Below are 26,145 nucleotides of genomic sequence, written 5' to 3'. Positions count from 1 at the left end.
TTGGGTATAGTGCCGCGTCCCTAAAAAACGGCTTCATGTATGCGACGTCGGCTGATAGCAGCAAACTGGAAACTCAACGGGACAGGCGCCTTTGCGGCGGAGTACGCGGCAGAGTTGGTGTCTGCACTGGAAGGGTTGGATCCCGCCGTTGAAGTGGCGGTGATGCCTCCAGCCATTCTCGTCCCGGCGTTGCGTGAGTCATTGAACGAAAACAGTGGTCGGCGGATCATGGTTGGCGTTCAGGACGTTTCTGCTTGGGAGGAAGGCGCCTATACCGGTGAGATCGGGGCGTCCATGGCAGCGGATCAGCATGGTAGTTTTGCCGTCGTGGGTCACTCGGAGCGGCGTCAGTACTGGGCGGAATCCGACGAGCGAATCAACGCTAAAGTTCTTCAGGCGTTGAGTGCAGGGCTTGATCCCATTCTCTGTGTCGGTGAAACAGAGGCGGAACGGGAAGCCGGTGAAACCGAGGCGGTCGTTGCCCGCCAGGTCCGCTCAGCGCTGGCAGAGGTTCCTGGTGCGGACTGGCGTCATGTCTGCGTTGCGTATGAGCCGGTATGGGCCATCGGAACAGGGCGGAGCGCGACCGCGGAGCAGGCGCAGGCGGTGCATGCGCATATCCGGGAAGTTCTCGGGTGCCTGGACTCTGCAGCGTCCGAGGCACCGGTGATTTACGGTGGCAGCGTCAAGCCTGATACGGCTGAAAAACTGTTTGCACAGCCCGACATTGATGGTGGCCTGATCGGTGGCGCATCCCTGAATGCGAGCGATTTTGCCGCCATCTGCCGGGCCGGTTGAGAGACGGAATTATGGATTGGGTTGAAACAGGCATACTGCTGGTGCACGTAGGTGTTGCGGTCGCTCTGGTGGTACTGGTGCTGGTGCAGCAGGGCAAGGGCGCTGATGCCGGGGCGGCTTTCGGGGGTGGATCCTCGCAGACGGTGTTCGGAAGTTCCGGCGGTGTAGGCTTCATGGTTAAGCTTACGGCGGTACTGGCGGCGCTGTTCTTCGTGACCAGCTTCACTCTGGCCATGTACGCCAAGCAGAGGGCTGAGGTTGGCGTGCAGGCGGGTGTACCTTCGATGGAGGAGTCAGCACCTGCTTCAGAGCAGCAGGGCGGTCAGGCGCCGGATATTGCCTCAGACAGTGGCGCCAGCGAAGGTGAATCAGGGCCGGAAAGTTCTGGAAGCTCTGAAAGCGGTGGCGGGCAAGGCAACAATGAGGTCCCGTCGATCGAATAAATCCTCCAGGGTATTGGAAATACCGGGGCTGTCGGTTAAGATACGCCTCGCAAAAGATAAGCCGAAGTGGTGGAAATGGTAGACACGCTAGCTTGAGGGGTTAGTGGCGCAAGCCGTGCCGGTTCAAGTCCGGCCTTCGGCACCAACACAGGGAACGGCTTGGAAGGGGTAACGCTGCTTTCCCCGTCCAAGCCGTTTTTATTGGTCAGTGCTTGACCAGTTAAGGGGCGGCGATTACAATTCTGCCCCTGTGCAGTGCGAGGTATGCGCTGCTAAAGCGTTGTTTCGGCGGTGTTCGAAGCATCGCGCGGGGTGGCATTACCAGCCCGCGGCGCCCTGAGGGTGCCAGGCCGCCAAGAGGTGGCTGGCTTTTCGTTCGGTGGCTCCGCAGACCGGAAGCCACGTTTTGAAAAGGGGCTGGTTAGAGCCCTTTTTTTGTTTCTGGGCACCGCCAAAAGGTTAGCTCAGAGTCTCATGGCAGCGGAGGCATATTGTCCGCGAAAGTTCGCAAGCTTGAAGAAATGCTGGCTCCGGTGATTGAGGGGCTGGGGTTTGTGTTCTGGGGGATTGAATATCTGGCCCAGGGCAAGCACACCACGGTAAGAGTCTACATCGATCACGCCGACGGCATCTCCGTGGATGACTGCGAGCAAGTCAGTCGCCAGGCCAGCGGTGTTCTGGATGTTGAGGACCCGATCGGAACCGGGTACACCCTTGAGGTTTCCTCCCCGGGGATGGATCGACCGCTGTTCCGGCTGGAGCAGTACCATGACTTCATTGGTTCCAGGTTGAGCGTGCGGCTGAACGCGCCTTTTGAAGGCCGGCGCAAATACGAGGGTGTTCTGCGTGCGGTTGAGGGCGGGGAGATCTGTCTGGTCGTGGGGGAATACGAGCTCCAGCTCCCGTTTGAGTCCATCGAGAGCGCACGCATCGTTCCGGTATTTGAATGATTCGCAGTATCAGGCTTACAGGAAAGGCAGGGCTGTTCAATGAATAAAGAAATCCTGATGGTGGTCGAAGCCGTCTCGAACGAGAAGGACGTCGAAAAAGACGTGATCTTCGAGGCAATCGAGATGGCGTTGGCAACAGCGGCTAAAAAGCGGTATGAGGACGAAGAGGCTGATCTGCGCGTCAGTGTTGACCGCAAGACCGGTGAGTATGAGACCTATCGCCGCTGGACCATCGTGGACAACGACGCGGTTCCGGCCCTTGGTACGGAGTTGACTCTCCAGGAAGCGAACGAGATCGATGCGTCCCTGGAACCAGGTGATGTGTACGAAGAACAGGTCGAGTCGGTCTCGTTTGGCCGCATCGGTGCCCAGGCCGCCAAGCAGATCATCTTCCAGAAAGTCCGCGAAGCGGAACGGGCACGAGTAGTCGACAGCTATCGTGAGCGTGTGGGTGAGTTGATCTCCGGCTCAGTCAAAAAGGTGACCCGGGACAACGTCATCGTGGACCTGGGCAGTAACGCCGAGGCCCTGCTGCCTCGTGACCAGCTCATCCCGCGCGAGACGTTTCGTATGGGTGACCGCGTGCGCGCTCTGCTCAAAGAGATCCGCACTGATCACCGTGGCCCGCAGCTGATTCTGAGCCGGACCAGCCCCCAGATGCTGATCGAGCTTTTCCGCATCGAGGTGCCGGAAATCGCCGAGGAGCTGATCAATATCAAAGGCGCGGCACGTGATCCAGGTTCCCGAGCCAAGATCGCCGTCAAGACCAACGATGGCCGTATCGATCCTGTTGGCGCCTGCGTTGGGATGCGTGGTGCACGGGTGCAAGCGGTTTCCAATGAGCTTGGTGGTGAGCGGGTGGACATTGTCACCTTTGACGACAACCCGGCTCAGTTGGTTATCAACGCCATGGCGCCGGCTGAGGTGGTATCCATTGTGATCGATGAGGATACTCATTCCATGGAAGTGGCGGTCGCCGAGGATAACCTGGCTCAGGCTATCGGCCGCGGGGGCCAGAATGTTCGTCTCGCCAGCGAGCTCACTGGTTGGGAGCTCAATGTCATGACCGAGAGCGAGGCGGAACAGAAACAGGAGCAGGAAGCGCAGCGGCTGGTTGAACACTTCCAGCGCTTTCTGGAGGCGGACGAGGAGCTTGCTCAGGTGCTGGTGGAAGAGGGTTTCACCACGCTTGAGGAAATCGCCTACGTGCCGCGTGACGAGATGCTCGCCATCGAAGGCTTTGACGAGGATCTGGTTGAGCAGCTGCGTGAGCGTGCCCGAGATGGCATGCTCAATGAGGCACTTGCTACCGGAGACGAGAGTCAGCAAAGCGGCGGCGAACCTCAGGAGGACCTTCTGGGAATGGACGGCATGGATCCCGAGCTGGCTCAGACGCTCGCCGGCAAGGGCATCTGCAGCATGGAGGATCTGGCGGAGCAGTCCGTGGATGAGCTGCTCGACATCGAGGGTATGGATGAGGATCGCGCGGGTCAGCTTATTATGACCGCGCGCGCACCCTGGTTCGAGGGCCAGGAATAATCGGGAGAGGAGGACCAGTATGGCCGAAGTAACAGTTAAGCAATTGGCCGAAGACGTAGGCGCTCCCGTTGATCGCTTGCTCCGTCAATTTGAAGAAGCTGGCCTGAGCAAGCGGGCGGAAGACGATGTGGTCACGGACGAGGAAAAGCAGACATTGCTTGCCTATCTGCGCCGCAATCAGAGCGGCGCTGAAAGCGGTGGGCCGAGCAAGGTGACGCTCAAGCGCCGTACCACAACCCAGTTACGGACTGGCGGAGGGAGCCGTGGCAGTAGCGCTAAAACGGTAAACGTTGAGGTACGCAAGAAGCGCACTTACGTCAAGCGTTCCGAAGCACAGGGGCAGCCCGAAGAGGAAGCGTCGCAGCAGCAGGCTGAAGAACCGGCAACGGACGAAACCCAGGTTTCACCGGAAACGCCGGATACTGGCGATGCCGCGGAGCAACAGCAGCCGCCTGAGGAGTCCGGCGCGGTTGCGGAAGGTGCCGAGCAGGCCGGAGATGCAGCCGAAACGGAGGCAGCAACCGCTGAATCCGCGGAAAATGAAGCTGAGCCCGCGGCTGAAGAACCTGCGCCCGCTCCCGAGCCCGCCAAAGAGGATTCGCGCAAGCACACTAAGAAAAAGAAAGGTAAGCCGCAGCGCGAGGACGAAGAAGGCAAGCAGAAGAGCAAGGGCGGCAAAGCGGCTCAGAAAGGGGCCAAAAAGCCGCGTGTTGAGGAAGAGCTGGCTGAACTGGATACGCCTGAGGGCGAGGTTGAGGCCGAGGCCGAGGCTGAAGAGGCTGCCCCCGCCGCTGCGGAAGAGCCGCGCAAACCGCTGCGTTCATCCCGCCGTAAAAAGCAGCAGCGCGAAAAGCGCCATGTTTTTGAAAAGCCGACCAAGCCCAAGGTGCATGAAGTGGAAATTCCGGAAACCATCACGGTGGCTGATCTCGCCCAGCGCATGGCCGTCAAGGCAGGCGAAGTTATCAAGACTCTGATGGGAATGGGCGTCATGGCTACCATCAACCAGGTACTGGATCAGGAAACCGCGATTCTGGTGGTTGAGGAGATGGGGCATAAGGCCAAGTCGGTCCGCGAGGATGAGATTGAAGAAGAAGTTCTCAGCGATATCGAATACGAAGGTGACGCCCAAACCCGGGCCCCGGTTATCAGCGTTATGGGCCATGTCGACCACGGCAAGACCTCGCTTCTCGACTACATCCGTAAGACCAAAGTGGCCAGTGGTGAGTCCGGAGGCATCACCCAGCATATTGGTGCCTACCATGTGGAGACCGGCCACGGCATGATCACCTTCCTGGACACCCCAGGGCATGCCGCGTTCACCGAAATGCGCGCCCGCGGTGCGCAGTCTACGGATATTGTCATCCTTGTCGTGGCGGCTGACGATGGCGTCATGCCACAGACCAAGGAAGCAGTCCGGCATGCGCGGGCGGCTGGCGTGCCTCTGGTGATTGCGGTTAACAAGATGGACAAGCCGCAGGCGGATCCGGACCGGGTCAAGAATGAGCTGGTGGGGATGGAAGTGGTTCCCGAGGAATGGGGCGGCGAGACACAGTTTGTGCATCTCTCGGCTCAAACCGGCGACGGCATTGATGGCTTGTTGGAGGCGATCCTGCTTCAGGCCGAGGTTCTGGAGCTGACCGCCGTGCCCGAAGGGCCTGCCAAAGGTACCGTGGTCGAATCCCGCATGGAGAAGGGGCGCGGATCGGTGGCAACGCTGCTGGTCCAGAACGGAACCATGCATAAGGGCGATGTCATCGTCGCCGGTATGTACTATGGCCGGATCCGGGCCATGGTGGACGAGACCGGCAAACATATTGAAACCGCAGGCCCCTCGATTCCGGTCGAGGTGTTGGGCCTGAATGGCACGCCCAGTGCTGGCGACGAATTCGTGCGTGTGGCCGACGAGAAGAAGGCCAAAGAGCTTGCCGAGTACCGTCAGGAGAAAGAGCGTGAACAGCGCCTTCATCGCCAGCAGGCAGCCAAACTCGAGAACCTGTTCGAGAATATGGGCAAGGAAGAGGCCAAGACGCTCAATCTCATCGTCAAGGCCGACGTTCAGGGGTCTCTGGAAGCCATTACCGGTGCCCTTCAGGATCTGGGTAACGAGGAAGTCGAAGTCCAGGTGATTTCCAGCGGTGTTGGTGGTATCTCCGAATCCGACATCAACCTGGCGATTACCAGCGAATCCGTGGTCTTTGGCTTTAATGTCCGTGCGACACCGGCGGCCAAAAAGCTCTCGGAGCAAGAAGATGTGGACCTGCGCTATTACAGCGTCATCTACAACCTGATTGATGATGTTAAGGCAGCGCTTACCGGTATGCTTAAGCCCGAGTTCCGTGAACAAATTCTGGGTATTGCCGAAGTTCGCGATACCTTCCGCTCGCCGCGCTTTGGTCAGGTAGCCGGCTGTATGGTTACGGAAGGCCACGTCTACCGCAACAAGCCCATCCGCGTGCTGCGTGACAACGTGGTTATCTTCGAGGGCGAGCTTCATTCCCTGCGCCGCTTCAAGGACGACGTTAACGAGGTACGTAATGGAATGGAGTGCGGTATCGGCGTGAAAGGGTATGACGTAAAAATTGGCGACCAGATCGAGGTCTTTGACCGGATCCAGGTCGAGCGCAAGCTCAACTGATCGGGAGTATTCATGCCGCGTGAATTCAGTCGTGCCGACCGTGTCGCCGACCAGATCCAGCGGGAGCTGGCGCAGCTGATCCAGCGCGAGGTCAAAGACCCGCGGCTGGGTATGGTTAATATCAGTGAAGTGCGAGTGAGTCGGGACTTCGGTTATGCGGATATCTACATCACGCTGCTGAGTACTGAGGAGCTGGACGAGAACAGCGAACAAGTCCAGACCAGTCTGGAGGTGCTGCAGCGCGCCTCCGGCTTCCTGCGCGGGCACCTGGGCAGGTCCATGCGCCTGCGCGTCGTGCCCCAATTGCGCTTCCGCTTTGACCGCCTGGCTGGGCAAAGCCGTCACATGGAATCGCTGATTCGTGAGGCTGTCGCGAGTGACCAGCGACGGCATGGTGAGCAGGACCCGGAAGACGGAGACGGGGATTGAGTCGAAGACGTCGTGGTGACGATATCAACGGCGTTCTGGTACTTGATAAACCGGCAGAGATGACCTCCAAGGCTGCGCTGCAGCAGGTCCGACGGCTTCTCAATGCTGCCCGTGCCGGCCACACCGGTGCTTTGGATCCGCTTGCCACCGGGATTCTGCCGCTTTGTTTCGGTGAAGCCACCAAGTTCGCCCAGCGATTGCTGGAAGCAGACAAAACCTACTGTACCGTCGCCAAACTGGGCCAGCGAACTACCACCAGTGATGCCGATGGTGAGGCCGTCCAGACCCGTGCCATACCGTCAACGCTGGATCCAGCGGCGCTTGAGGCCGCTCTGGAGGGGTTCCGGGGAGCTATTGAGCAGGTGCCGTCGATGTATTCGGCGCTCAAATACCAGGGTCGGCCACTCTATGAGTATGCCCGGGAAGGACAGACAGTTCCCCGGGAGGCACGGTCCATCCGTGTTGATGAGCTGACTGTGTTGCGGCTTGAAGGCGATGAGTTGGAGCTGCGCGTGCGCTGCAGCAAAGGCACCTACATCCGCACGCTCGTGGATGATATTGGTGAGGCACTGGGTTGTGGTGCGCATGTGGCTGAGTTGCGCCGGGAGCAGGCTGGGGCTTTTGAGCTCACGCAGGCATTGGACCTCGACGAGCTTGAAACTATGGGAAGGATGGCGGCGCACGAGCACCTGTTACCGCCGGATGTGCTGCTTTCGGACCTGCCCGCCACAGTGCTGGAAGGTGAGCGCGCTGTATCGATTTCCCACGGCCAGGCTGTTACCATATCGGGTTCTGAACCGGGGGGCGAGGGCTTCTGTCGGCTTTATGATCAGGATCAACGCTTCCTCGGTCTAGCAGAAAAGGCAGGGGATGCGATCAAGCCTCGGCGGCTGATGAGTGCCCGCGGCTGACAAACCGTACGGTCGGGCTGTAGATATGCGCGGTCCGGCCCGTTTTCATTCAAGGCATATTCGGGAGAGAGTGAATCATGGCACTGACCAACGAAGAAAAGCAGAAAATCGTTCAGGATTACCAGCGCGCCGAAGGCGATACTGGTTCTCCTGAAGTACAGATTGCGCTTCTGACGCACAACATCGTGAAGCTGCAGAGTCACTTCAAGGAAAATAAGCAGGATCACCACTCGCGCCGCGGGCTGATCCGGATGGTCAACCAACGCCGCAAGCTACTGGACTACCTCAAGCGCAAGAATGCGGATCGCTATCTAGAGATGATCCGCAGCCTTGAGCTCAGGCGCTAACGGTCAAAACAATGTCGGCCAGACCTCCGGGTCTGGCCGTTTTGGTTCTGAATAACGAACGTCTGGAAAGGAGCAAGTGTGAATCCAGTCAAGAAAACCTTCGAATTTGCAGGGTCCACCGTTACCCTCGAGACCGGCCGAATTGCACGGCAGGCCACCAGCTCCGTCCTGGTAACCATGGATGATACCTCCGTTTTGGTTACCGTCATGGCGGAGAGGGAACAGAGCTCGATGCCATTCTTCCCGCTTTCTGTCCACTATGTGGAAAAAACCTACGCCGTGGGTAAGATTCCAGGTGGTTTCCTTAAGCGTGAAGGGCCGCTCTCGGAAAAAGAAACGCTGACCTCACGTCTGATCGATCGGCCTATCCGGCCGCTGTTCAAGGACGGGTTTAAGCACGAAACCCAGGTCATCTGCACCGTTATGTCTTCAAATAGAAATGTCGATCCGGACATTCCCGCAATGATCGGCGCATCCGCAGCGCTGTCCATCTCCGGGCTGCCTTTTGAGGAACCTATTGGCGGTGCTCGCGTCGGCTTTACGGATGAAGATGGCTATTGCCTCAATCCGACCTACGAAAAGCTTGAGGAAAGCCGCCTCAACATGGTTGTGGCAGGCACCAAGGACGCCGTTCTGATGGTCGAGTCTGAAGCGGACCGTCTGACCGAAGACCAGATGTTGGGCGCTGTGCTCTTCGCCCATAATGAGATGCAGACAGCGATCCACGGAATCAACGAGTTCGTTGAGGAAGTCAAGCCGACGTCTTGGGAGTGGGAAGCTGAGCCCGAGAAAACCGAGCTCAAGAACCGCATCAACGAGCAGTTCGGCAGTGAGATTGAGGCCGCCTACCAGGTCAAGGATAAGCTGGAGCGCCAGGATCAGCTGGGTGAGCTGAAGAAGCGCGTAGTCGAAGCGCTGGCATCTGCCGAGGAAGGCGGCGAACCCACCGAAGATGACGTCAAGGAGTACTTCGGTAAGGTAGAAAAAGAGATTGTGCGCGGGCGAGTCCTGCGTAACGAGCCGCGTATTGATGGTCGGGACAACCACACCGTACGCCCGATCAGCGTGGAGGTCGGACTGCTTCCGAACGCCCATGGCTCAGCGCTGTTCACTCGGGGTGAGACCCAGGCCATCGTAACCACAACGCTTGGTACAGCCCGTGATGCCAAGATTGTGGATTCCCTCAAGGGGGAAAGCCGGGATCCGTTCCTGTTTCACTATAACTTCCCGTCCTATTCCGTGGGCGAGACTGGCCGCATGGGGCCCCCGGGGCGCCGTGAGATTGGCCATGGCCGGCTGGCACGCCGGGGTGTTCAGGCGATCATGCCCAAGCATGACGACTTCCCCTACACCGTGCGCTGTGTGTCCGAGATCACGGAGTCTAATGGCTCCAGCTCTATGGCGTCGGTCTGCGGCAGCAGTCTGGCACTGATGGACGCTGGTGTGCCGGTGAAGTCGCCCGTGGGCGGCATCGCCATGGGCCTTGTGAAGGATGGCGATGATTTCGCCGTCCTGACCGACATTCTCGGTGATGAGGACCATCTCGGCGATATGGACTTCAAGGTGGCGGGTACGCCCGATGCGGTTACGGCCCTGCAGATGGACATCAAGATCGCCGGTATCACCGAGCAGATCATGGAAATCGCGCTGCAGCGCGCCTATGAGGCCCGCCAGCGCATTCTCGGCGAAATGGCTAAGGTTATTGGTGAGCCGCGCTCGGATGTGGCGAACAATGCGCCCAAGATGCACACTATGCACATCGACTCCGAAAAGATCCGCGATGTGATCGGCAAGGGTGGCGCCACCATCCGGTCGCTTTGTGAGGAGACGGGCGCATCCATCGATATCGAGGATGATGGCACGGTCAAGATCTACGCCGACAATTCCGAGCAAGTCGAGAAGGCTACGTTCCGCATCATGGAGCTGACCGCGGACGTGGAAGTTGATCGGGTCTACCGTGGCCGTGTAGAGCGCATTGTCGACTTCGGCGCCTTCGTTAACCTGCTGCCCGGCAAAGACGGACTGGTGCACATCAGCCAGATTGCCGACCGGCGCATCGAGAGCGTGCGCGAAGAGCTTACCGAAGGCCAGGAAGTGCTGGTCAAGGTCCTGGACGTGGACCAGCGCGGCCGGGTCAAGCTCAGCATGAAGGAAGTAACTGGTGACGAAGAGCCGGTGGACTTCCGTCTGCCCGGTGAGGCGTAAACACCGGTACAGGTGCCAGCCGGTACGTGATAAAGGGGTGGCTATGGCGACCCCTTTTTTGTGAGGGGCTCAAAAGCACATAAAAAAGGCCACCGCGTCGGTGGCCAATGGGCTCTACTCAGATGACAGGAATTCTGAGGATCGGATGCGCCGCAACCGATACTCATTAGTATAGCCTTCACAGCCTGAAGCGCTATAGCGGTTTGTCCTTATCCGTCAGGTCGGCTTGTGTCGCGGCGAGTCCTCGAAGCAAACCCGATACACGTCGGTGTATTCCTTGGCGAAATGCACCTCCATATCGTCTTTCAGGTAGTCTGGAAGCTCTTCGTAATCGCCGCGGTTGGCTTCCGGGAGGATCACGGTACTGATCTTCTGGCGCCGCGCGGCGATGATTTTTTCCCGGATGCCCCCCACAGCCAGAACCTGCCCCGTCAGTGTCAACTCACCGGTCATCGCTAATGTCTTGTGGGGCGCCTCGTTGCGCGCCAGCGACAGCAGGGCCGTGGCCATCGTCACACCCGCACTAGGGCCGTCTTTGGGGGTTGCCCCTTCCGGTACATGCAGGTGAATGTAGGAACGGTCGAAGAACTCCGGGTCACCCTTGTATTGCTTCAGATGCGAGGAGACAAAACTGTGTGCGATGGAGGCGGATTCCTTCATGACATCGCCAAGCTGGCCTGTGAGCTTGAAACCCCGATCCTGGCTGTGGACGCGTGAAGCCTCCACTGCCAGTGTTGCACCGCCCATGGCGGTCCAGGCCAGGCCGGTCACAACGCCGACACCACGCAGGGCCTTTTCTTTACGGAAAAGGGGCTGACCCAGATAATCCGGCAGGTTTTTGACGCCCACCCGGATCGGTCGCTGTTCCCCTTCAGCCTCGATCATGCGGACGATGCCTTTGCGAACGATCTTGTGCAGCTGTTTCTCCAGGTTGCGCACGCCCGCTTCGCGGGCATAGCCTTCGACCACTTGGCGGATCGCACCGTCAGTAATGTCGAACTGCTTTTTCTTGAGTCCGGCCCGCTTCAGCAGCTTGGGTAGAAGGTGGTGCTTGGCAATGTCCACCTTTTCGTCCGTGATGTAGCCCGAGAGCCGAATGGTATCCATGCGGTCCAACAGGGCCTGCGGGATGGTGTCCAGCTGGTTGGCGGTGCAGATGAACAGCACCTTGGACAGATCCACCCTAAGATCAAGGTAGTGGTCCAGGAACTCGCCGTTCTGCTCCGGGTCCAGACTCTCCAGTAGTGCGGAAGCCGGATCACCCATGAAGGAGTTGCCGATCTTATCGACCTCGTCGAGCATGATCACAGGGTTATTGGTCCCTGCTTCCTTCAGCGCCTGCACAAACTTGCCCGGCATGGCGCCGATGTAGGTGCGCCGGTGACCTTTGATTTCGGCCTCGTCGCGCATGCCGCCCAGGGAGAAGCGGTAGAATTCGCGCCCCAGGGCGCTGGCCACGGACTTGCCGATGGAGGTCTTGCCGACCCCTGGTGGGCCCACCAGCAGCAGGATGGAGCCGGAGATCTCGCCCTTGAAGGTGCCTTCGGCCAGAAACTCGAGTATGCGGTCCTTGATGTCGTCGAGCCCGTCGTGGTCGCGGTTGAGCACCCGCCGCGCCTCCTTCAGGTCCAGTTTGTCCTGGGAATGCTGCCCCCATGGCATCTGGGTCAGCCAATCCAGGTAGTTACGGGTGGTGCCGTATTCCGGTGAACCCTGCTCCAGGACCTGAAACTTTTCGATCTCGTCGTCGAAGCGCTCCTGTACGTTTTCCGGCGGTGCTTTCTCCGCCATACGCTTGCGGAACATGTCGACGTCCGCGGTCTTGTCGTCCTTGGCAATGCCGAGCTCACGCTGGATGATCTTGAGCTGTTCGCGCAGGAAGAACTCGCGCTGGTGCTTCTGCACACGCTCATTCACCTCCTCGGTGATTTCCGCCTGCATCTGTGCGACTTCATGTTCCTTGCGCAGTAACAGCAGTACTTTTTCCATCCGGTTGAGCAGCGGGATGGTGTTCAGTACGTCCTGCAGCTCCGGGCCGCGGGAGCTTGTTATGGCGGCGCCGAAATCGGCGAGGGGCGAGCTGTCATCTGGCCCAAAGCGCGAAAGGTAGTGCTTGACCTCCTCGCCATAGAGTGGATTGGTGCGCAGTAGCTCTTTGATGGAGCTGATGATTGCCAGGGTATAGGCCTTGACCTGCTCATGGTCCTCGGAGGGTTCATCGGGATAGCTCACCTCGGCCAGATAGGGCGGTTCACGGCGCAGCCAGTGATCAATCCGGAAGCGGCGGACTCCCTGAGCGATGAACTGGATCTTGCCGTCTTCACGATGCACGTGATGCACACGCACGGCGCAGCCCATGCTTGCGAGCTGCTCTGGTGCCGGCTGATGATCCTCGTCCTCGCTCTCGCCGCTCTCATTCTCCACAAAACACAGGCCTACAGTCATGTGGCTGCTGTCGTCCAGTTGCTGAAGCGTCTCATCCCACGGATCCTGGTCCAGGACCACGGGCTGAACCTGGGCCGGCAGGAAGGGGCGGCCGGAGAGCGGCATAATGTAGAGCCGCTTCGGCATTACCTGGTAGGGCAGGGCCAGACCACTTCCTTTACCGGCCTGGTCATCTCCATTGTCGTCCCTGCCGATGTATTCGATTGCGTCGCTGTCTGTCATGATCCCCTTTCCGTCGCCAAACTTCATTACTCCTGCAGATATGAAGGCTCAAACCCGCAAATCAAGGGGGCCGGCCGGGTTGAACAACGTCCACTGGATCCCCATCTTCACGACAAGACGGACGATCGCCAATTACAGGATCCAGCGCTATGAGCAACTCCGAGTTCATTTTTGATGCCACACTCGAGAACTTTCAGCAGAAGGTGCTGGAAGCGTCCATGTCCACCACCGTGGTCATTGATGTGTGGGCGGAATGGTGCCAGCCCTGCAAGCAGCTCAGCCCCATTCTTGAAAAGCTTGCCGAGGAATACCGAGGGGCCTTTGTGCTCGCCAAGGTCAATGCCGAGGAACAGCAGGAACTCGCCGGGCACCTGGGCGTTCAGAGCCTGCCCAACGTTAAGATCGTGAAGCAGGGGCAGTTGCTGGATGAATTCAACAGTGCGTTGCCCGAGGGCGAGATCCGGGAAAAGCTGGATCAACATGTCGACGCACCACCGGAAAGCGACCAGGAGAAGGCAAAGCGCCTGTGGTCCGAGGGGCAGCTTGAGGAAGCGGAGGCAGTGCTGGTTCGGATGAATCAGCAGAACCCCCAGGATTACGATGTGCTGATCGACCTGGCCCGCCTGCGGTTGGAGCAGGGTCAGCTCGAAGAAGCCCGCGCCATCTATGAAAGCCTGCCCGGCGAAGAACGCCTTAAGCCCGGGGCAAAGCAGGTTGAAGCCCGCTTCGAGTTTGAGGAGCAGGCACGGGACATCCCGCCGGTAGCGGAGCTACAGGCCCGCGTAAAAGAGGATCCGTCAGATGTGGCCGCCATGAATCAGCTGGCTACGCATGGAATCCTTGCTGGTGACTACGAGGCGGCTATGGAGCTTCTGCTGAAATCGGTTCAGACGGAAAAAGACTTTGAGGACGGAGCCGCCAAGAGCACACTCATCAAGCTTTTTGACCTGCTTGGTAACGAGAACTCGCTGGTGCGCCAATATCGGCGGCGGCTGTTCGCGATGATGTACTGAGCAGCAGGCTTGAATGTTAACGAGATTTAAGCTTGAATGAGTGTGCTGTGTGGGTTGCTGCACAGAGGCTTTAAGCTTTTGGAGTAAGAATTCAAGGAGACACGATGAAAAAAATTGCAATTGCTGCGATAGCATCCGGGGCGCTGGCTCTGGGAGGTTGCTCGGCGACTAAGGTTAGTACGAATTCAATGCCGCTCACGTCACCGCTTCAGACAAATGTCGAAGCAGATGTCGAGGTGGGCGGAAAAATCTCAGGTGAAGCTACTTTCTCAAGGTTCCTGGTTTTTCCAATTGGAGCTGACGACTCTACTTTGGCAGAAGGTGTGTCTTACGGAGGTGGCGTAACCTCTGGCTATGGCTATTTTGGGCAAGAAGTTCAAAAGGCTAAAGCTGCGGCAGCATATGAGGCTGTTGAAAGCAGTGGCGCTGATATTATCGTTGCTCCGAAATACGAAATTGACAGGAGTAACTATCTGATCTTTAGTACGACTCAAGTTAAAGTTTCGGGATATAAAGGGACGATTAACTCCATCGAATGATGAATTGACCCGCATGGGGTGGACTATTGCCCCATGCGTGCCTTCTTCTAATATTTTCTCGGCTGTACTTCAGCTACCTAGTTAGTTCTCCTCTTTCCGGCATTCAGAAGAATGCACGAACCTTCTTGATAGGATGATCAGTGGGATCATTATTACAAGGAGTTTCGAAATGAAGAACAAAACTCTCTTAGAGAAGCCTTTACGAAGCTGGAGCCCCAACGCCAGAATCTGGTGGCCCGTACCGCCTACGCCCACCTGCGCCTCCAGAACCGTGAAAGCGAACGCAGTCAGGCGGTTGCCCAGCGTGGCATGGCGCTTCTCAGAACCATCAATGATACGCCTACGGTTTCTGGGATTGAACCAGAGAGACCGGCCTCGCCGGAAAAGGGCCATGGCACCAAGATGCTGGCCGCCGGCGGTGGCATGCTGGGTGACCGCGGGTTCGGAGAGCTCCAGGCCCGCTTCACTTATCATGACTGGCTGGATAACCCGGAGGGTTACCTGAATGGCGCGGCGATCGAAGCCTTCCATGCGCGCATCCGGCGTACGGAAAGCGATGACCTGAGCCTGGAACAGCTGGATGTGGTCAACATCAAGTCGCTGGCCCCACGCAACCGTTTCCGTAACCCCATATCCTGGTTCGTGAACGGCGGATTGGACCGGCGGTTCATCGGTGATAAGCGCCATCTTACGCGCCATATCCAGGGTGGCCCCGGTCTGGCCTGGGAGCTGGGTTCGGTCATGCCCTATGCCTACGCCATGGCGCGGGCGGAGAATAACAGCGCCCACGACGTGCTGGTCTCCACGGCGGCTGGCGCGCGAGCTGGTCTGCTCTGGTATGCTGAACACTTCCAGCTGGGGCTTGAAGCGGAGGGTCTGTACTATCATAACGATGACCGCCGCTATCGACCCTCGGCTACGCTTAACGTGCCCCTGGGTCGCAACCATGCTCTGCGCGCCCGTGTTGAGCGGGATGGCGGACCGGACCGGGCTGAAACGGAGTTCCACCTCTCATGGCGCTATTACTTCGACTGACCCTGCTGCTGACGCTACTCGGGGTGGGTGGCTGCAGCGGCCTCTTCTTCTATCCCATGAGCGACTGGGTTCAGAACCCGTCCCGCCAGGGCCTGGATTATGAGGATATCGTTCTCATCCACCCGGATGGCCAACGCATCCATGGTTGGTGGCTACCCTCGGCCACGGATGAGGTGCGCGGCACGGTGTATCACCTGCACGGCAATGCCCAGAACATCAGCACCCACCTGATGAACGTGGCCTGGCTGCCCGAGAAGGGCTACCAGGTACTGTTGATCGACTATCGTGGTTATGGTCTCTCCGAAGGGGAGCCGGATCTGGCCGGTGCTCGCAAGGATATCCAGCTGGGGCTGGACTGGCTCTATGCGGCAGACCGTGTGAAACCGCCTCTGGTGGTTTTCGGGCAGAGCCTGGGGGCGTCACTGGCGACTGGTGTACTGGCGCGCGCGGGTAATGCCGGTAAGGGTGACTGTGTCATCCTGGAGGCACCGTTCACCAGCTACCAGAGCATCACCCGCGATGTGATGCGTAAGAGCTGGGTACTCTGGCCGTTCAGCTTTCTGGTTGCTCCGCTGATGCCGGACGAGGCCGATCCCATTGACCGGATTGCCGATATCGCACCAAGGCCACTGCTGGTCATGCACAGCATCGAGGATGGCATCATCCCGTTTGAACATGGCAAGGCGCTTTATGAGGCGGCAGCGCAGCCTAAAACCTTTCAGCGTCTCAGGGGAAAACACATCCGCAGTGCCCAGGCGGAAGACGTGCGCGGGCGGCTTCAGGATTTCATTCGGGAAGATTGCCCCTAGCGTCGCGGATGCCGTTTTTTCGGCACAAAGCCCGGAGGTTTGGTGCTAAGCCAGTTAATAAAATCGGCCAGTTCCGGGATGGCCAGCAGTGACTCCCGCGTATTGTAGAACATGCCCAGCTGCTGTTCGCTGCACACATGATGAATCATGTTGTGACACGGACGGCAGACCCAGCAGATGCGCGTTACCAGCTCCTCTCGTGAAAATGCCTTGCGGAACCGCTTTTTGCGGTGCAGGCGCCGTGGCACGAGATGGTGCTGGGTAAGCTCATCCACTTCCCGCCCGCACAGCTCACAGAATCTGGGCCTGGGTGGTTTGGCGTTCATCGGGTGTGCAAACAGGGCTCGGTTTGGCTATTATCATTAAGCATTCTACCGAGGAAATGCTTGATGTTCGAAATCCGGCCCGCGACGGGGCCTGATGTGCCCGCTATCCACCGTCTTGCAGAGCAATGGGTTCTCCAGGGTCTGAGCAGTAAAGAGGCACGTGATTATGGATTTCTGGTCTCCAATTTCACGCCCGCCGAGTACCGTCGTTTTACTCAGATCGCCAATGCCTTCTATGTGCTGGAACACGAGGGGCAGGTGGAGGCGTTTATCCTGGCCTTCACGGATGACCGCATCAGCCCTGATGATCCGGTGAGCCTGTCGGTTTACGACTGTGAATCCGGGCGCTTTCTTCTGGTCAAGCAGATCTGCAGCCGGCGGGGCGGTGGGGTTCGTGGTGCCGCTACGGAGCTCTACCGGTTCGTAAGTCAGGAATTCAGCGGGGTGCCGCAGTATGCAGCCATTGTTCTGGAGCCTGAAAACGTGCGCTCAATTCACTTCCATGAGCAGCGTGGTTTTGCCAGGTGTTTTGAGCGCGATGCACCTGATGGGCGCCGTCGCGGCATCTGGGCCAAGCGTCCTGCCTGATGCAGCTAAGCTATGCTGGTGTAACGGCGCGTGCAGCGTTTCAGTCAATACTGCGCATCATGCGCCCGTTGCCCTGAAATTCCAATCCATAAAGGGTTTGATTGAAGCCGTCACGGGAGATGGCCTGTTTGGGAAAGCGCACCCCCTGCCACTGAATCTGTTCCACCCGTACATCGAATCCCATATTCACAACCGGTCGCCCCTGAATGGGTTCAATAAAGCTCTGGAGGCGGTGCTCGCGGGGGTCGATGACTGTCAGCGTCTGGCCGTTGCTGGCAGGGCTCGGCACTGAGCGTTCGCGGGGAATTGAAACCTCCGGTTCCGCGAATACCAGCGAAAGGATGCTGCGCTCGTCCTCGGCCCGGCGGCCAGGGCGGTTGGGTTCAGTGTCTGCCACGCCCAGCGCCATGCTCAGACTGGCCTGTTTCCCCGCTGTTTGCTGGATGGGCGGCGCTTCCCCACCACCGGCTGCAGTGGGCCCGACAACGCTGAGCACATTGCCAGCGTCGATATGGACGCCTCCAAGGGCTGATTCATCCATCATTTCCACTGCCTGAACGGACCCCCCCAGCAGGGTACTGACGAGGGCAAGAGCCAGAGTTTTGGTTACCTTTTTCATGATGGCGCTCCGGATCCGTGGGCAAGATTTCTACACAAAGTGTAATGTTCCGTTAAAGAAGGTCAAATTCTGTTCAGCGCTGTAAGGGTGGTCTATCCGGAAACTGTGAACTAATCCGCGCAATCGCACTGCAATGAGCTATGTTAGTGTTAGGTGATGTACGGCGAGATGCCCACGACGGAGGAGGCCCTGATGCGCGAAGACGAGGATCCGGTCGAAACACGGGAATGGCTGGAGGCACTGGAATCGGTTATCGAATACGAGGGCGTTGAGAGGGCGGAATACCTGCTCTCGAAACTTTCAGACAGGGCCACCCGGGCGGGCACGCCCATGCCCTACGCCATCACCACGCCCTTCCGTAACAGCATCCAGCCTACAGACGAGGCACGGATGCCCGGCGACATGTTCATGGAACGCCGCATTCGCTCGCTGATCCGCTGGAACGCACTTGTAATGGTGATGCGGGCGAACATGAAGCCGGGGGATCTGGGCGGCCACATCTCCACCTTCTCCTCGGCCGCCACTCTATACGATGTTGGGTTCAACTATTTCTTCCATGGCGGCAATGAAAGCCGTGAGCCGGATCTGGTCTATTTTCAGGGCCACGCAGCACCGGGCATCTACGCCCGCTCCTTCCTGGAGGGGCGGCTGAGCGAGGAGCAGCTCGACCACTACCGTCAGGATACGCTGGAAAACGGCATCTCCTCCTATCCCCACCCCTGGTTGATGCCGGACTACTGGCAGTTCCCCACTGTGTCCATGGGGCTGGGGCCGATCCAGGCGATCTACCAGGCCCATATCATGAAGTATTTGCATAACCGGGAGCTGGTGGAAAGTGGTGACCGCAAGGTCTGGTGCTTCGTCGGTGATGGCGAATGCGACGAGCCCGAGACTCTGGGGGCGATTGGTCTGGCCGGGCGCGAGAACCTGGACAACCTCATCTTCGTGGTCAACTGCAACCTGCAGCGCCTGGACGGGCCGGTGCGCGGCAACGGCAAGATCATCCAGGAGCTGGAAGGCATTTTCCGCGGAGCCGGCTGGAACGTGCTCAAGGTTGTCTGGGGCCGCCACTGGGATACCCTGTTCGAGAAGGACACCGAGGGGGTGCTCCAGGAAGCGCTGGATCGCACCTGTGACGGCGAGCTCCAGAATTACCTGAGCCAGGGCCCGGCCTACACGCGCAAGCATTTCTTTGGCCAGACCCCGGAGCTGGCGGCGTTCGCCAGGGAGCTGACCGATGACGACATCCTGGCGCTTAACCGTGGCGGCCACGATCCGTACAAGGTCTATGCCGCCTACAACGAGGCGGTGAACAATAAGGGCCAGCCCACGGTCATTCTGGCGCACACCATCAAGGGCTATGGATTCGGCAAGGGCGCGGAGGCGCAGAACATCGCCCACCAGGTGAAAAAGTTGGATAAAGAGGGGCTCAAGGCATTCCGGGATCGCTTCGCCGTGCCGGTCAACGACGACGAGCTGGAGAACCTGCCCTACTACCGCCCGGCCGCCGACAGCCCGGAGATGCAGTACATGCAGAAACGCCGGCGTAACCTTGGTGGTCATCTGCCGCGCCGGCGCCGCGATGCCCGTCCGCTCAAGGTCCCGGAACTCAGTGCCTTCGACAAGCTGCTCGAGGGTACCGGTGAGAAAGAGATGTCCACGACCATGGCGTTCGTGCGCATGCTCACCATCCTGCTCAAGGACAAGCAGGTGGGTCAGCGCGTGGTGCCCATTGTGCCGGACGAGGCCCGCACCTTCGGCATTGAGGGGCTGTTCCGCCAGACCGGCATCTACACCTCCGAGGGCCAGAAGTACACGCCCGAGGACCGGGACCAGATCATGTACTACCGGGAGGACAAAAAGGGCCAGATCCTTCAGGAAGGCATCAACGAAGCCGGCGCCATGTCCGCCTGGATCGGGGCAGCCACGGCCTACAGCAATCACGATTACCCATTGATGCCGTTCTACATTTTCTACTCCATGTTCGGTTACCAGCGGGTGGGCGACCTGTGCTGGGCTGCTGGTGATATGCGTGCCCGGGGTTTCCTTCTGGGCGGTACGTCTGGCCGCACCACCCTCAATGGCGAAGGGCTCCAGCACCAGGACGGCCACGGGCTGATCCTGCACAACGTGGTGCCCAACTGCCTGACCTACGATCCCACCTACGCCTACGAGGTAGCGGTGATCATCCAGGATGGGATGCGGCGGATGTATCAGGAAAACGAGAGCATCTACTACTACATCACGCTGCTCAACGAAAACTATCAGCACCCGCCCATGCCCAAGGGGGCTGAGGAGGGCATCATCCGCGGCCTCTATCAGTTGGAGACCGTGAACGTGGCGGGTAAGGCGAAGGACAAAGCGCCCCGGGTTCAGCTGCTGGGCAGCGGTGCCATCCTCAATGAAGTGAGGGCCGCAGCGCAGATGCTGAAGGAGGAATTCAAGGTGGGCTCCGATGTGTGGAGCGTAACCAGCTTTGGTGAGCTGGCCCGCGATGGCCAGCATGTGGCGCGCTGGAACCGCCTCCACCCGGACAAGACAAACCGGACCTCCTGGGTCCACGACCAGCTCAGGGACCAGACAGGGCCGGTGATCGCCTCCACGGATTACATCCGGCTGCAGTCCGAGCAGATCCGTGCCTTTGTGCCAGCCCCTTACCACGTTCTGGGCACTGACGGTTTCGGGCGCTCTGACACCCGCTGGAACCTGCGGGCCTTCTTTGAGGTGGATCGCTACCACGTGGTGGCTGCTGCGCTGAACGCGCTGGCTGAGGAAGGCCGCGTGGAGCACGCGACGGTCATTGAGGCCATGAACCAGTACGGTATCGATGGCGATAAACCCAATCCGGCGTCCAGCTGATCCGCCAGTAAAAGGAGACACGGCACTATGAGTGAACAGCAAATCCGGGTTCCCGAGCTGGGCGGTGCGGAGTCAGTAGAAATTGTCGGCGTTCTGGTCAGCGTTGGGGACTCAGTCAATGCCGAGGACCCGCTGCTGGAGCTTGAGTCCGACAAGGCGACGGTGGAACTGCCGGCACCGGCAGCCGGAAAGATCACCCGTCTGGATGTGAAGGAGGGCGATTCCCTCAAGGAAGGCGATCTTGTAGGCATGATGGAAACCGCCGAAGCCGGCGCCTCCGGCGACAGCGACCAGTCCGAAAGCGACGAGGAACCTGCAGGAGCGAGCCCCGCTCGCGATGAGGCGCAGGAAGCGGATACCGACTCGCAGGCCGGGGATGCGGCTTCCGAGGCATCCGGAACTTCCGCCGGCGAACAGGAGATCCACGTCCCCGAACTCGGCGGCGCCGAGTCGGTTGAAATCGTTGGGGTTCTGGTCGGTGTTGGCGATTCAGTGAACGCCGAGGACCCACTGCTGGAACTGGAATCCGATAAGGCCACGGTCGAAATGCCATCTCCGGCCACCGGGAAGATCACCCGTCTGGATGTGAAGGTGGGCGATTCCCTCAAGGAGGGCGACGTCGTCGGCATGCTGGAGGCTGCAGACAGTAGTGCGCAGGGCACAGGTGCTGATAAACAACCAGAGCACAAGAAAGAAGCTCCCGCTGCAGGAGCGAGCCCTGCTCGCGACAACACCAAGGCCGATGCGTCTCAGAGCGCTTCTTCCGACACCGCCTCAGGCAAACGCGTCCATGCCGGGCCCTCTGTGCGTCGTATCGCCCGCGAATTCGGCGCGGACCTGCAGCAGATTCAAGGCAGTGGGCCAAAAGGACGCATCCTTAAGGAAGACGTTCAGGCTTGGGTGCGCAACCAGCTCCAGTCCGGCGCCAGTGCGCCTGCCGGTGGTGGTGCCGGTATCCCCGAGGTGCCCCTGCCTGATTTCAGCCAGTTCGGCGAGGTCGAGCGTCAATCCATGACCAAGATCCAGCGGCTGACTGCCCAGGGCATGCATCGCAGCTGGCTCAACGTGCCGCACGTAACCCAGTTCGAGAAGGCGGACATCACCGATTTGGAAGCCTTCCGCAAGGACCACAAGGCCGAGGGCGAGAAGCGGGGCGTGAAGATGACGCTGCTGCCTTTCCTAATGAAGGCCTGTGCCCATGCCCTCACCACCTATCCGCAGTTCAATGTGTCACTGGACATGGCGAACGAGCAGATCATCCAGAAGCACTACTGTCACATCGGCATCGCGGTGGATACACCCAACGGGCTGGTGGTGCCCGTGATCCGGGACGTGGACCGCAAGAGCATCTGGCAGCTGGCAGCGGAGGCCCAGGAGCTGGCGGGCAAGGCGCGCGACAAGAAGCTTACGAACAACGACATGAGCGGTGCCTGCTTCACCATCACAAGCCTCGGTGGCATTGGCGGCACTGCGTTCACGCCCATTGTGAACTCGCCCGAGGTCGCGATTCTTGGCGCCTCAAAAGCCGCTATGGAGCCGGTCTGGGATGGCGCCCAGTTCCAGCCGCGGCTGATGCTGCCGCTGTCGCTGTCCTACGACCACCGCGCCATCAACGGCGCAGACGCGGCCCGCTTCACCACGTTGCTGTCGACGACGCTTGGGGATCTCAGGGAGCTGCTGCTCTAGCTCCCCGGTTGTTGGGCATTCATCTGACCCCGGCTTCAGCCGGGGTTTTTTGTGTTCATCCGGTAAGCCATTATTAATTATCGGTAAAACCCATAAAAAAACATTCATGGATGGGTTAAAGCGATAACTTATCGCTGTTACCCTTTAGGTCATCGTGCTATTGGATAACAGGTGCTTATTCCTGATGACGCTATCATCGAACAACTCACCCCTGACTGACGAGCAGGCTCGCCAGCTCAACGACGTGCTCGGTGCCCTTGAAAGCCACCAGGTTGATTGGCTTTCCGGGTATCTGGCCGGCTGGCGTGCTGCCCAGACCGGCCAGCCCTCCGCCGGCGGTGCTGCAGCGGCCAGTGCGGAGACCCCTTCGCTGACCGTTCTTTACGGCTCCCAGACCGGTAATGCCGAGGGTGTGGCCGAAATGCTCGGGGAACAGGCCAGTGCCCGGGGCATCAATGCCACGGTCGTGGATATGGCGGATTACAAACCACGCCAGCTCAAGAGCGAGAGTCACGTGGCGGTGCTGGCATCCACCCATGGCGAAGGTGATCCGCCGGACGGCGCGTTGGACTTTCACGAGTTCATGCACAGCCGCAAGGCACCTGGGCTGAAGGGCGTCCATTACGGCGTTCTGGCACTCGGAGACACCAGCTACGAGCATTTCTGCCAGACGGGGAAAGATTTCGACGCCCGGTTTGCCGAACTGGGGGCCACCCAGCTGGTGGAGCGGGTTGACTGCGATGTGGATTACGACGATCCGGCAGAGGCCTGGGTCAGTGCGATGCTGGACGCGATCGAAGCCAGGGCCGGGGCGGCAGTGTCGGCGGCTGGCAGCCAGGCCACAGGATCCGCGCCGGGTAAGTCCCAGTACGACCGTAAGCATCCATTCCCGGCTCCGGTGCTTGAGAACATCGTGCTCAACGGCCGTGGTTCCAACAAGGAAACCCGTCATATTGAGCTCTCACTGGAGGATTCAGGGCTGAGTTATCGGCCGGGCGATGCGGTTGGTATCTATCCGCAGAATACGCCCAGGCTGGTGGCGGCAATCATCGAAAAGCTGGGGCTGAGTGCGGATGAAACGGTTTCGCTGGGGGAAACCCAGACAACCCTGGCGCAGGCGCTCCAGCACTACCGTGAGATCACGGTGCTGACCAAGCCCTTGATGGAGCAATGGGCGGGCTACAGTGGTGATGCTCAGCTGCAGAAACTGCTTGAGGATCAATCGGCCTTGAACGAGTGGATGCGCGGCCGCGATCTTCTGGATCTGGCCGAGGCATGGCCTGTGGAGGGGCTGGGCGCGGATACCCTCACTGGCATGCTGCGCAAGCTGCCACCACGGCTCTATTCCATTGCGTCCAGCCAGGCGGCAGTCGAGGACGAAGTTCACATAACTGTGGCCGCCGTACGGTACGAATCGCACAATCGGGAGCGTGAAGGAGTGGCTTCCACCTGGTTGGCGGACCGGCTGGAAGACGACGCGAGTGTGCCCGTCTACATCGACCCCAACAAGAACTTTAAGTTGCCGGACGATGATGACGCGCCCATTATTATGGTTGGGCCGGGGACTGGCGTGGCTCCCTTCCGGGCTTTCCTGCAGGAACGGGAAGAACGCGGCGCGAATGGCCGTAACTGGCTGTTCTTTGGAGAGCAGCAATTCCGCGCGGACTTCCTCTACCAGAGTGAATGGCTGGCGTGGCGCCGGCAGGGGATGCTGGAGCACATTACCGTCGCCTTCTCCCGCGATCAGGCGGAAAAGGTCTATGTGCAGGACCGGATTCGGGACTACGCCACTGAGCTCTGGAGCTGGCTCCAGGACGGTGCCTATATCTATGTGTGCGGGGATGCCGACGCCATGGCGCCGGATGTGAACGAGGCCCTGATCGACATGATTGCCCACGAGGGCAACAAGAGCCGTGATGAGGCCACCGAATACCTGCGGGATCTTGCCCGCGAGAAACGTTACCAACGGGATGTGTACTGATGGCCGATAAACTGCCAGAAGCCGAGATCATCAAACGCGAGAGTCACTACCTGCGGGGCACCATTGAGGAAAGCCTGGCGGATGAGGCCACGGGTGCCATCGCGGAGGCGGACACCAAGCTGACCAAGTTCCACGGCAGCTACCAGCAGGACGACCGCGACGTGCGCGACGAGCGCCGCAAACAGAAGCTGGAGCCGCTGTACATGCACATGGTACGTCTGCGCCTGCCAGGTGGTGTGCTGACGCCCACACAGTGGCTGGGGCTGGACGAGGTGGCCGATGAGTGCGCCAACCACACACTGCGGCTGACTACACGCCAGACGTTTCAGTTTCACGGCGTTTTCAAGAACAAGATGCGAACGCTCATGCAGCGGGTGAATGACCTGGGCATTGACTCCAAGGGCGCCTGCGGGGATGTGAACCGAAACGTGGTCTCAAACGTGAATCCCCACGAGTCGCAGCTGCATGCCGAAATTCACCGCTTGTCCGCTGAGATCAGCGAGCGCCTGATGTGGCGCTCCAGTGCCTATGCCGAGATCTGGCTTGGTGAGGAATGCGTGCACCGTGTGGGTGAAGAGGAAGAGGATTTTTATAGTTACTACTATCTGCCGCGTAAGTTCAAGATTGCGCTTGCGGTGCCGCCTGAGAACGATGCGGATGTGTTCGCCAACGACATCGGTCTGATCGCCATTGTTGAGGGCGGTGAGCTGCGCGGCTTCAATATCGCCGTCGGTGGTGGCATGGGGACCACCTATGGTGAGCCTGAAACCTATCCACGCCTGGGGGAGGTGGCCGGCTTCGTACCGGCGGATCAGGCCGCAGATGCTTGTGAAGCCATCACTGCAATCCAGCGGGATCATGGCTGCCGCACCAACCGGTCCCATGCACGCTTTAAGTACACCATGGATGACTATGGCCTGGATTGGTTGCGCGAGAAATTCGCCGAGTACCACGGTCAACCGATGGAGGAGGCGCGGCCCTATGAGTTCGAACATAACGGTGACCGTTTTGGCTGGGTTGAAGGCGAAAACGGCAACAGCCATCTGACGGTGCACATCGACAGTGGCCGGATCGCGAACTGGGACGGTTACCCGTTGCGCACGGGCCTTCGGGAGATTGCCAGGGTGCACACGGGCGAATTCCGGGTTACCTGTAATCAGAATCTGGTCATTGCCAACGTAACGCCGGAACAGAAGAGCAGCATCCAGGCATTGGTGGACCAGTATGGGCTGCGTGATGGAACCAAGAGCACGCCGCTGGCGCGTAACGCCATGTCCTGCGTGGCCTTTCCGACCTGTGCTCTTGCCATGGCAGAGTCAGAGCGGTATCTGCCGGAGCTGGTTGGGAAGCTGGATGCGCTGATGGCGAAGCATGGGCTTTCGGAGCAGGCTCTCAATGTGCGTGTGACGGGCTGCCCTAATGGTTGTGCGCGGCCCTATCTGGGGGAGATTGGCCTGACTGGCAAGGCGTTGGGTAAGTACAACCTGTATCTGGGCGCGGATCACCGTGGTGAGCGGATGAATCGGCTGTACCGCGAGAATATTGACGAGGAAACCATCCTCGGGATTCTGGATCCGATGCTGGCGCGATATGCGGCTGAGCGGGAGTCTGGTGAGTACTTCGGGGATTTCCTGGTGCGTGCTGGAATCGTCGAGGCGGAGCGCACGCCGGCGATGTTCCATGAGGCATTGTCGGCGGAGTAAGCTTTAGGCCCTGCCGCACTCTCCTCTCCAGACTGTTGAGCTTCCAGAAATAAAAAACCC

The 26,145-nt window shown here is 59.3% G+C and carries 21 protein-coding genes and 1 tRNA gene; 19 read left to right on the top strand and 3 right to left on the bottom strand.

Translation table 11 applies throughout. The features are described from left to right. Window positions 1-39 precede the first annotated feature (39 nt). The 10 genes from tpiA (at window position 40) to pnp (ending at window position 10,260) form a co-directional block, all read left to right on the top strand. Window positions 40-798 carry a triose-phosphate isomerase gene (gene tpiA / locus AAF659_RS12445; RefSeq protein WP_349752085.1) on the top strand — a complete coding sequence of 253 codons (759 nt, stop codon included), beginning with the start codon at window positions 40-42 and terminating at the stop codon, window positions 796-798. Window positions 799-809: 11 nt separating this feature from the next. Beyond that, the gene (gene secG / locus AAF659_RS12440; protein ID WP_349752083.1) at window positions 810-1,241 is read left to right on the top strand and encodes a preprotein translocase subunit SecG; all 432 of its coding nucleotides are present in this window, start codon (window positions 810-812) and stop codon (window positions 1,239-1,241) included. A gap of 60 nt (window positions 1,242-1,301) precedes the next feature. Then, a tRNA-Leu gene (locus tag AAF659_RS12435) sits at window positions 1,302-1,386 on the top strand. 346 nt (window positions 1,387-1,732) lie between these two features. Then, a complete protein-coding gene (gene rimP / locus AAF659_RS12430; protein ID WP_349752082.1) occupies window positions 1,733-2,191 on the top strand; it encodes a ribosome maturation factor RimP in 459 nt (152 codons plus the stop codon). Between the two features lie 39 nt (window positions 2,192-2,230). Then, a complete protein-coding gene (nusA, locus tag AAF659_RS12425; protein ID WP_349752081.1) occupies window positions 2,231-3,730 on the top strand; it encodes a transcription termination factor NusA in 1,500 nt (499 codons plus the stop codon). Window positions 3,731-3,749: 19 nt separating this feature from the next. Next, window positions 3,750-6,368 carry a translation initiation factor IF-2 gene (gene infB / locus AAF659_RS12420; protein ID WP_349752080.1) on the top strand — a complete coding sequence of 873 codons (2,619 nt, stop codon included), beginning with the start codon at window positions 3,750-3,752 and terminating at the stop codon, window positions 6,366-6,368. A 12-nt stretch (window positions 6,369-6,380) separates the two neighbouring features. Beyond that, window positions 6,381-6,797 carry a 30S ribosome-binding factor RbfA gene (rbfA, locus tag AAF659_RS12415; RefSeq protein ID WP_349752079.1) on the top strand — a complete coding sequence of 139 codons (417 nt, stop codon included), beginning with the start codon at window positions 6,381-6,383 and terminating at the stop codon, window positions 6,795-6,797. Further along, window positions 6,794-7,708, top strand: a complete 915-nt coding sequence (gene truB, locus AAF659_RS12410; protein ID WP_349752078.1) for a tRNA pseudouridine(55) synthase TruB — start codon at window positions 6,794-6,796, stop codon at window positions 7,706-7,708. The genes rbfA and truB overlap by 4 nt, the downstream gene beginning before the upstream one ends. A gap of 77 nt (window positions 7,709-7,785) precedes the next feature. Then, window positions 7,786-8,055 carry a 30S ribosomal protein S15 gene (gene rpsO, locus AAF659_RS12405; protein ID WP_349752077.1) on the top strand — a complete coding sequence of 90 codons (270 nt, stop codon included), beginning with the start codon at window positions 7,786-7,788 and terminating at the stop codon, window positions 8,053-8,055. Between the two features lie 78 nt (window positions 8,056-8,133). Continuing rightward, entirely contained in the window at window positions 8,134-10,260 is a 2,127-nt protein-coding gene (gene pnp / locus AAF659_RS12400) for a polyribonucleotide nucleotidyltransferase (RefSeq protein WP_349752076.1), read from the top strand. Between the two features lie 216 nt (window positions 10,261-10,476). Here pnp and lon read toward each other — a convergent pair whose 3' ends face one another. After that, window positions 10,477-12,927 carry an endopeptidase La gene (lon, locus tag AAF659_RS12395; RefSeq protein ID WP_349752075.1) on the bottom strand — a complete coding sequence of 817 codons (2,451 nt, stop codon included), beginning with the start codon at window positions 12,925-12,927 and terminating at the stop codon, window positions 10,477-10,479. 149 nt (window positions 12,928-13,076) lie between these two features. On the opposite strand from lon, the gene AAF659_RS12390 reads away from it, so the two are divergent. The 4 genes from AAF659_RS12390 to AAF659_RS12375 all read left to right on the top strand — a co-directional run bounded on the left by AAF659_RS12390 (window position 13,077) and on the right by AAF659_RS12375 (window position 16,323). Further along, complete coding sequence (locus tag AAF659_RS12390) at window positions 13,077-13,940, top strand: tetratricopeptide repeat protein (RefSeq protein ID WP_349752073.1); 864 nt, start codon at window positions 13,077-13,079, stop codon at window positions 13,938-13,940. Window positions 13,941-14,044: 104 nt separating this feature from the next. Next, window positions 14,045-14,479 (top strand): hypothetical protein, encoded by a 435-nt coding sequence (locus AAF659_RS12385; protein ID WP_349752072.1) that lies wholly within the window; start codon window positions 14,045-14,047, stop codon window positions 14,477-14,479. Between the two features lie 231 nt (window positions 14,480-14,710). After that, window positions 14,711-15,514 carry a DUF7840 domain-containing protein gene (locus tag AAF659_RS12380; protein WP_349752071.1) on the top strand — a complete coding sequence of 268 codons (804 nt, stop codon included), beginning with the start codon at window positions 14,711-14,713 and terminating at the stop codon, window positions 15,512-15,514. Further along, complete coding sequence (locus AAF659_RS12375; RefSeq protein WP_349752070.1) at window positions 15,493-16,323, top strand: alpha/beta hydrolase; 831 nt, start codon at window positions 15,493-15,495, stop codon at window positions 16,321-16,323. The genes AAF659_RS12380 and AAF659_RS12375 overlap by 22 nt, the downstream gene beginning before the upstream one ends. On the opposite strand, the gene AAF659_RS12370 is transcribed toward AAF659_RS12375, so the two are convergent. Then, window positions 16,320-16,649: a hypothetical protein gene (locus AAF659_RS12370; protein WP_349752069.1), complete on the bottom strand. Its 330-nt coding sequence runs from the start codon at window positions 16,647-16,649 to the stop codon at window positions 16,320-16,322. The two genes, AAF659_RS12375 and AAF659_RS12370, sit on opposite strands and share 4 nt — an antisense overlap. Window positions 16,650-16,712: 63 nt before the next feature. On the opposite strand from AAF659_RS12370, the gene AAF659_RS12365 reads away from it, so the two are divergent. Next, window positions 16,713-17,237 carry a hypothetical protein gene (locus tag AAF659_RS12365; protein ID WP_349752068.1) on the top strand — a complete coding sequence of 175 codons (525 nt, stop codon included), beginning with the start codon at window positions 16,713-16,715 and terminating at the stop codon, window positions 17,235-17,237. 40 nt (window positions 17,238-17,277) lie between these two features. Here AAF659_RS12365 and AAF659_RS12360 read toward each other — a convergent pair whose 3' ends face one another. Then, window positions 17,278-17,856, bottom strand: coding sequence for a hypothetical protein (locus tag AAF659_RS12360; RefSeq protein WP_349752067.1), 579 nt, complete (start codon window positions 17,854-17,856; stop codon window positions 17,278-17,280). A 192-nt stretch (window positions 17,857-18,048) separates the two neighbouring features. Here AAF659_RS12360 and aceE point away from each other — a divergent pair, with 192 nt between their 5' ends. From aceE to cysI, 4 genes are all read left to right on the top strand, one after another. After that, window positions 18,049-20,715, top strand: a complete 2,667-nt coding sequence (aceE, locus tag AAF659_RS12355) for a pyruvate dehydrogenase (acetyl-transferring), homodimeric type (RefSeq protein ID WP_349752066.1) — start codon at window positions 18,049-18,051, stop codon at window positions 20,713-20,715. 27 nt (window positions 20,716-20,742) lie between these two features. Next, complete coding sequence (aceF, locus tag AAF659_RS12350) at window positions 20,743-22,401, top strand: dihydrolipoyllysine-residue acetyltransferase (protein ID WP_349752065.1); 1,659 nt, start codon at window positions 20,743-20,745, stop codon at window positions 22,399-22,401. A gap of 184 nt (window positions 22,402-22,585) precedes the next feature. Then, a complete protein-coding gene (locus tag AAF659_RS12345) occupies window positions 22,586-24,382 on the top strand; it encodes an assimilatory sulfite reductase (NADPH) flavoprotein subunit (RefSeq protein ID WP_349752064.1) in 1,797 nt (598 codons plus the stop codon). Continuing rightward, entirely contained in the window at window positions 24,382-26,085 is a 1,704-nt protein-coding gene (gene cysI / locus AAF659_RS12340; protein WP_349752063.1) for an assimilatory sulfite reductase (NADPH) hemoprotein subunit, read from the top strand. Before AAF659_RS12345 ends, cysI begins: the two co-directional genes overlap by 1 nt. Window positions 26,086-26,145 lie beyond the last annotated feature (60 nt).

The organism is Salicola sp. Rm-C-2C1-2, from assembly GCF_040196175.1.
Taxonomy (GTDB): Bacteria; Pseudomonadota; Gammaproteobacteria; order Pseudomonadales; family Oleiphilaceae; genus Halospina.
This window is presented reverse-complemented; position numbering and strand designations above follow the sequence as displayed.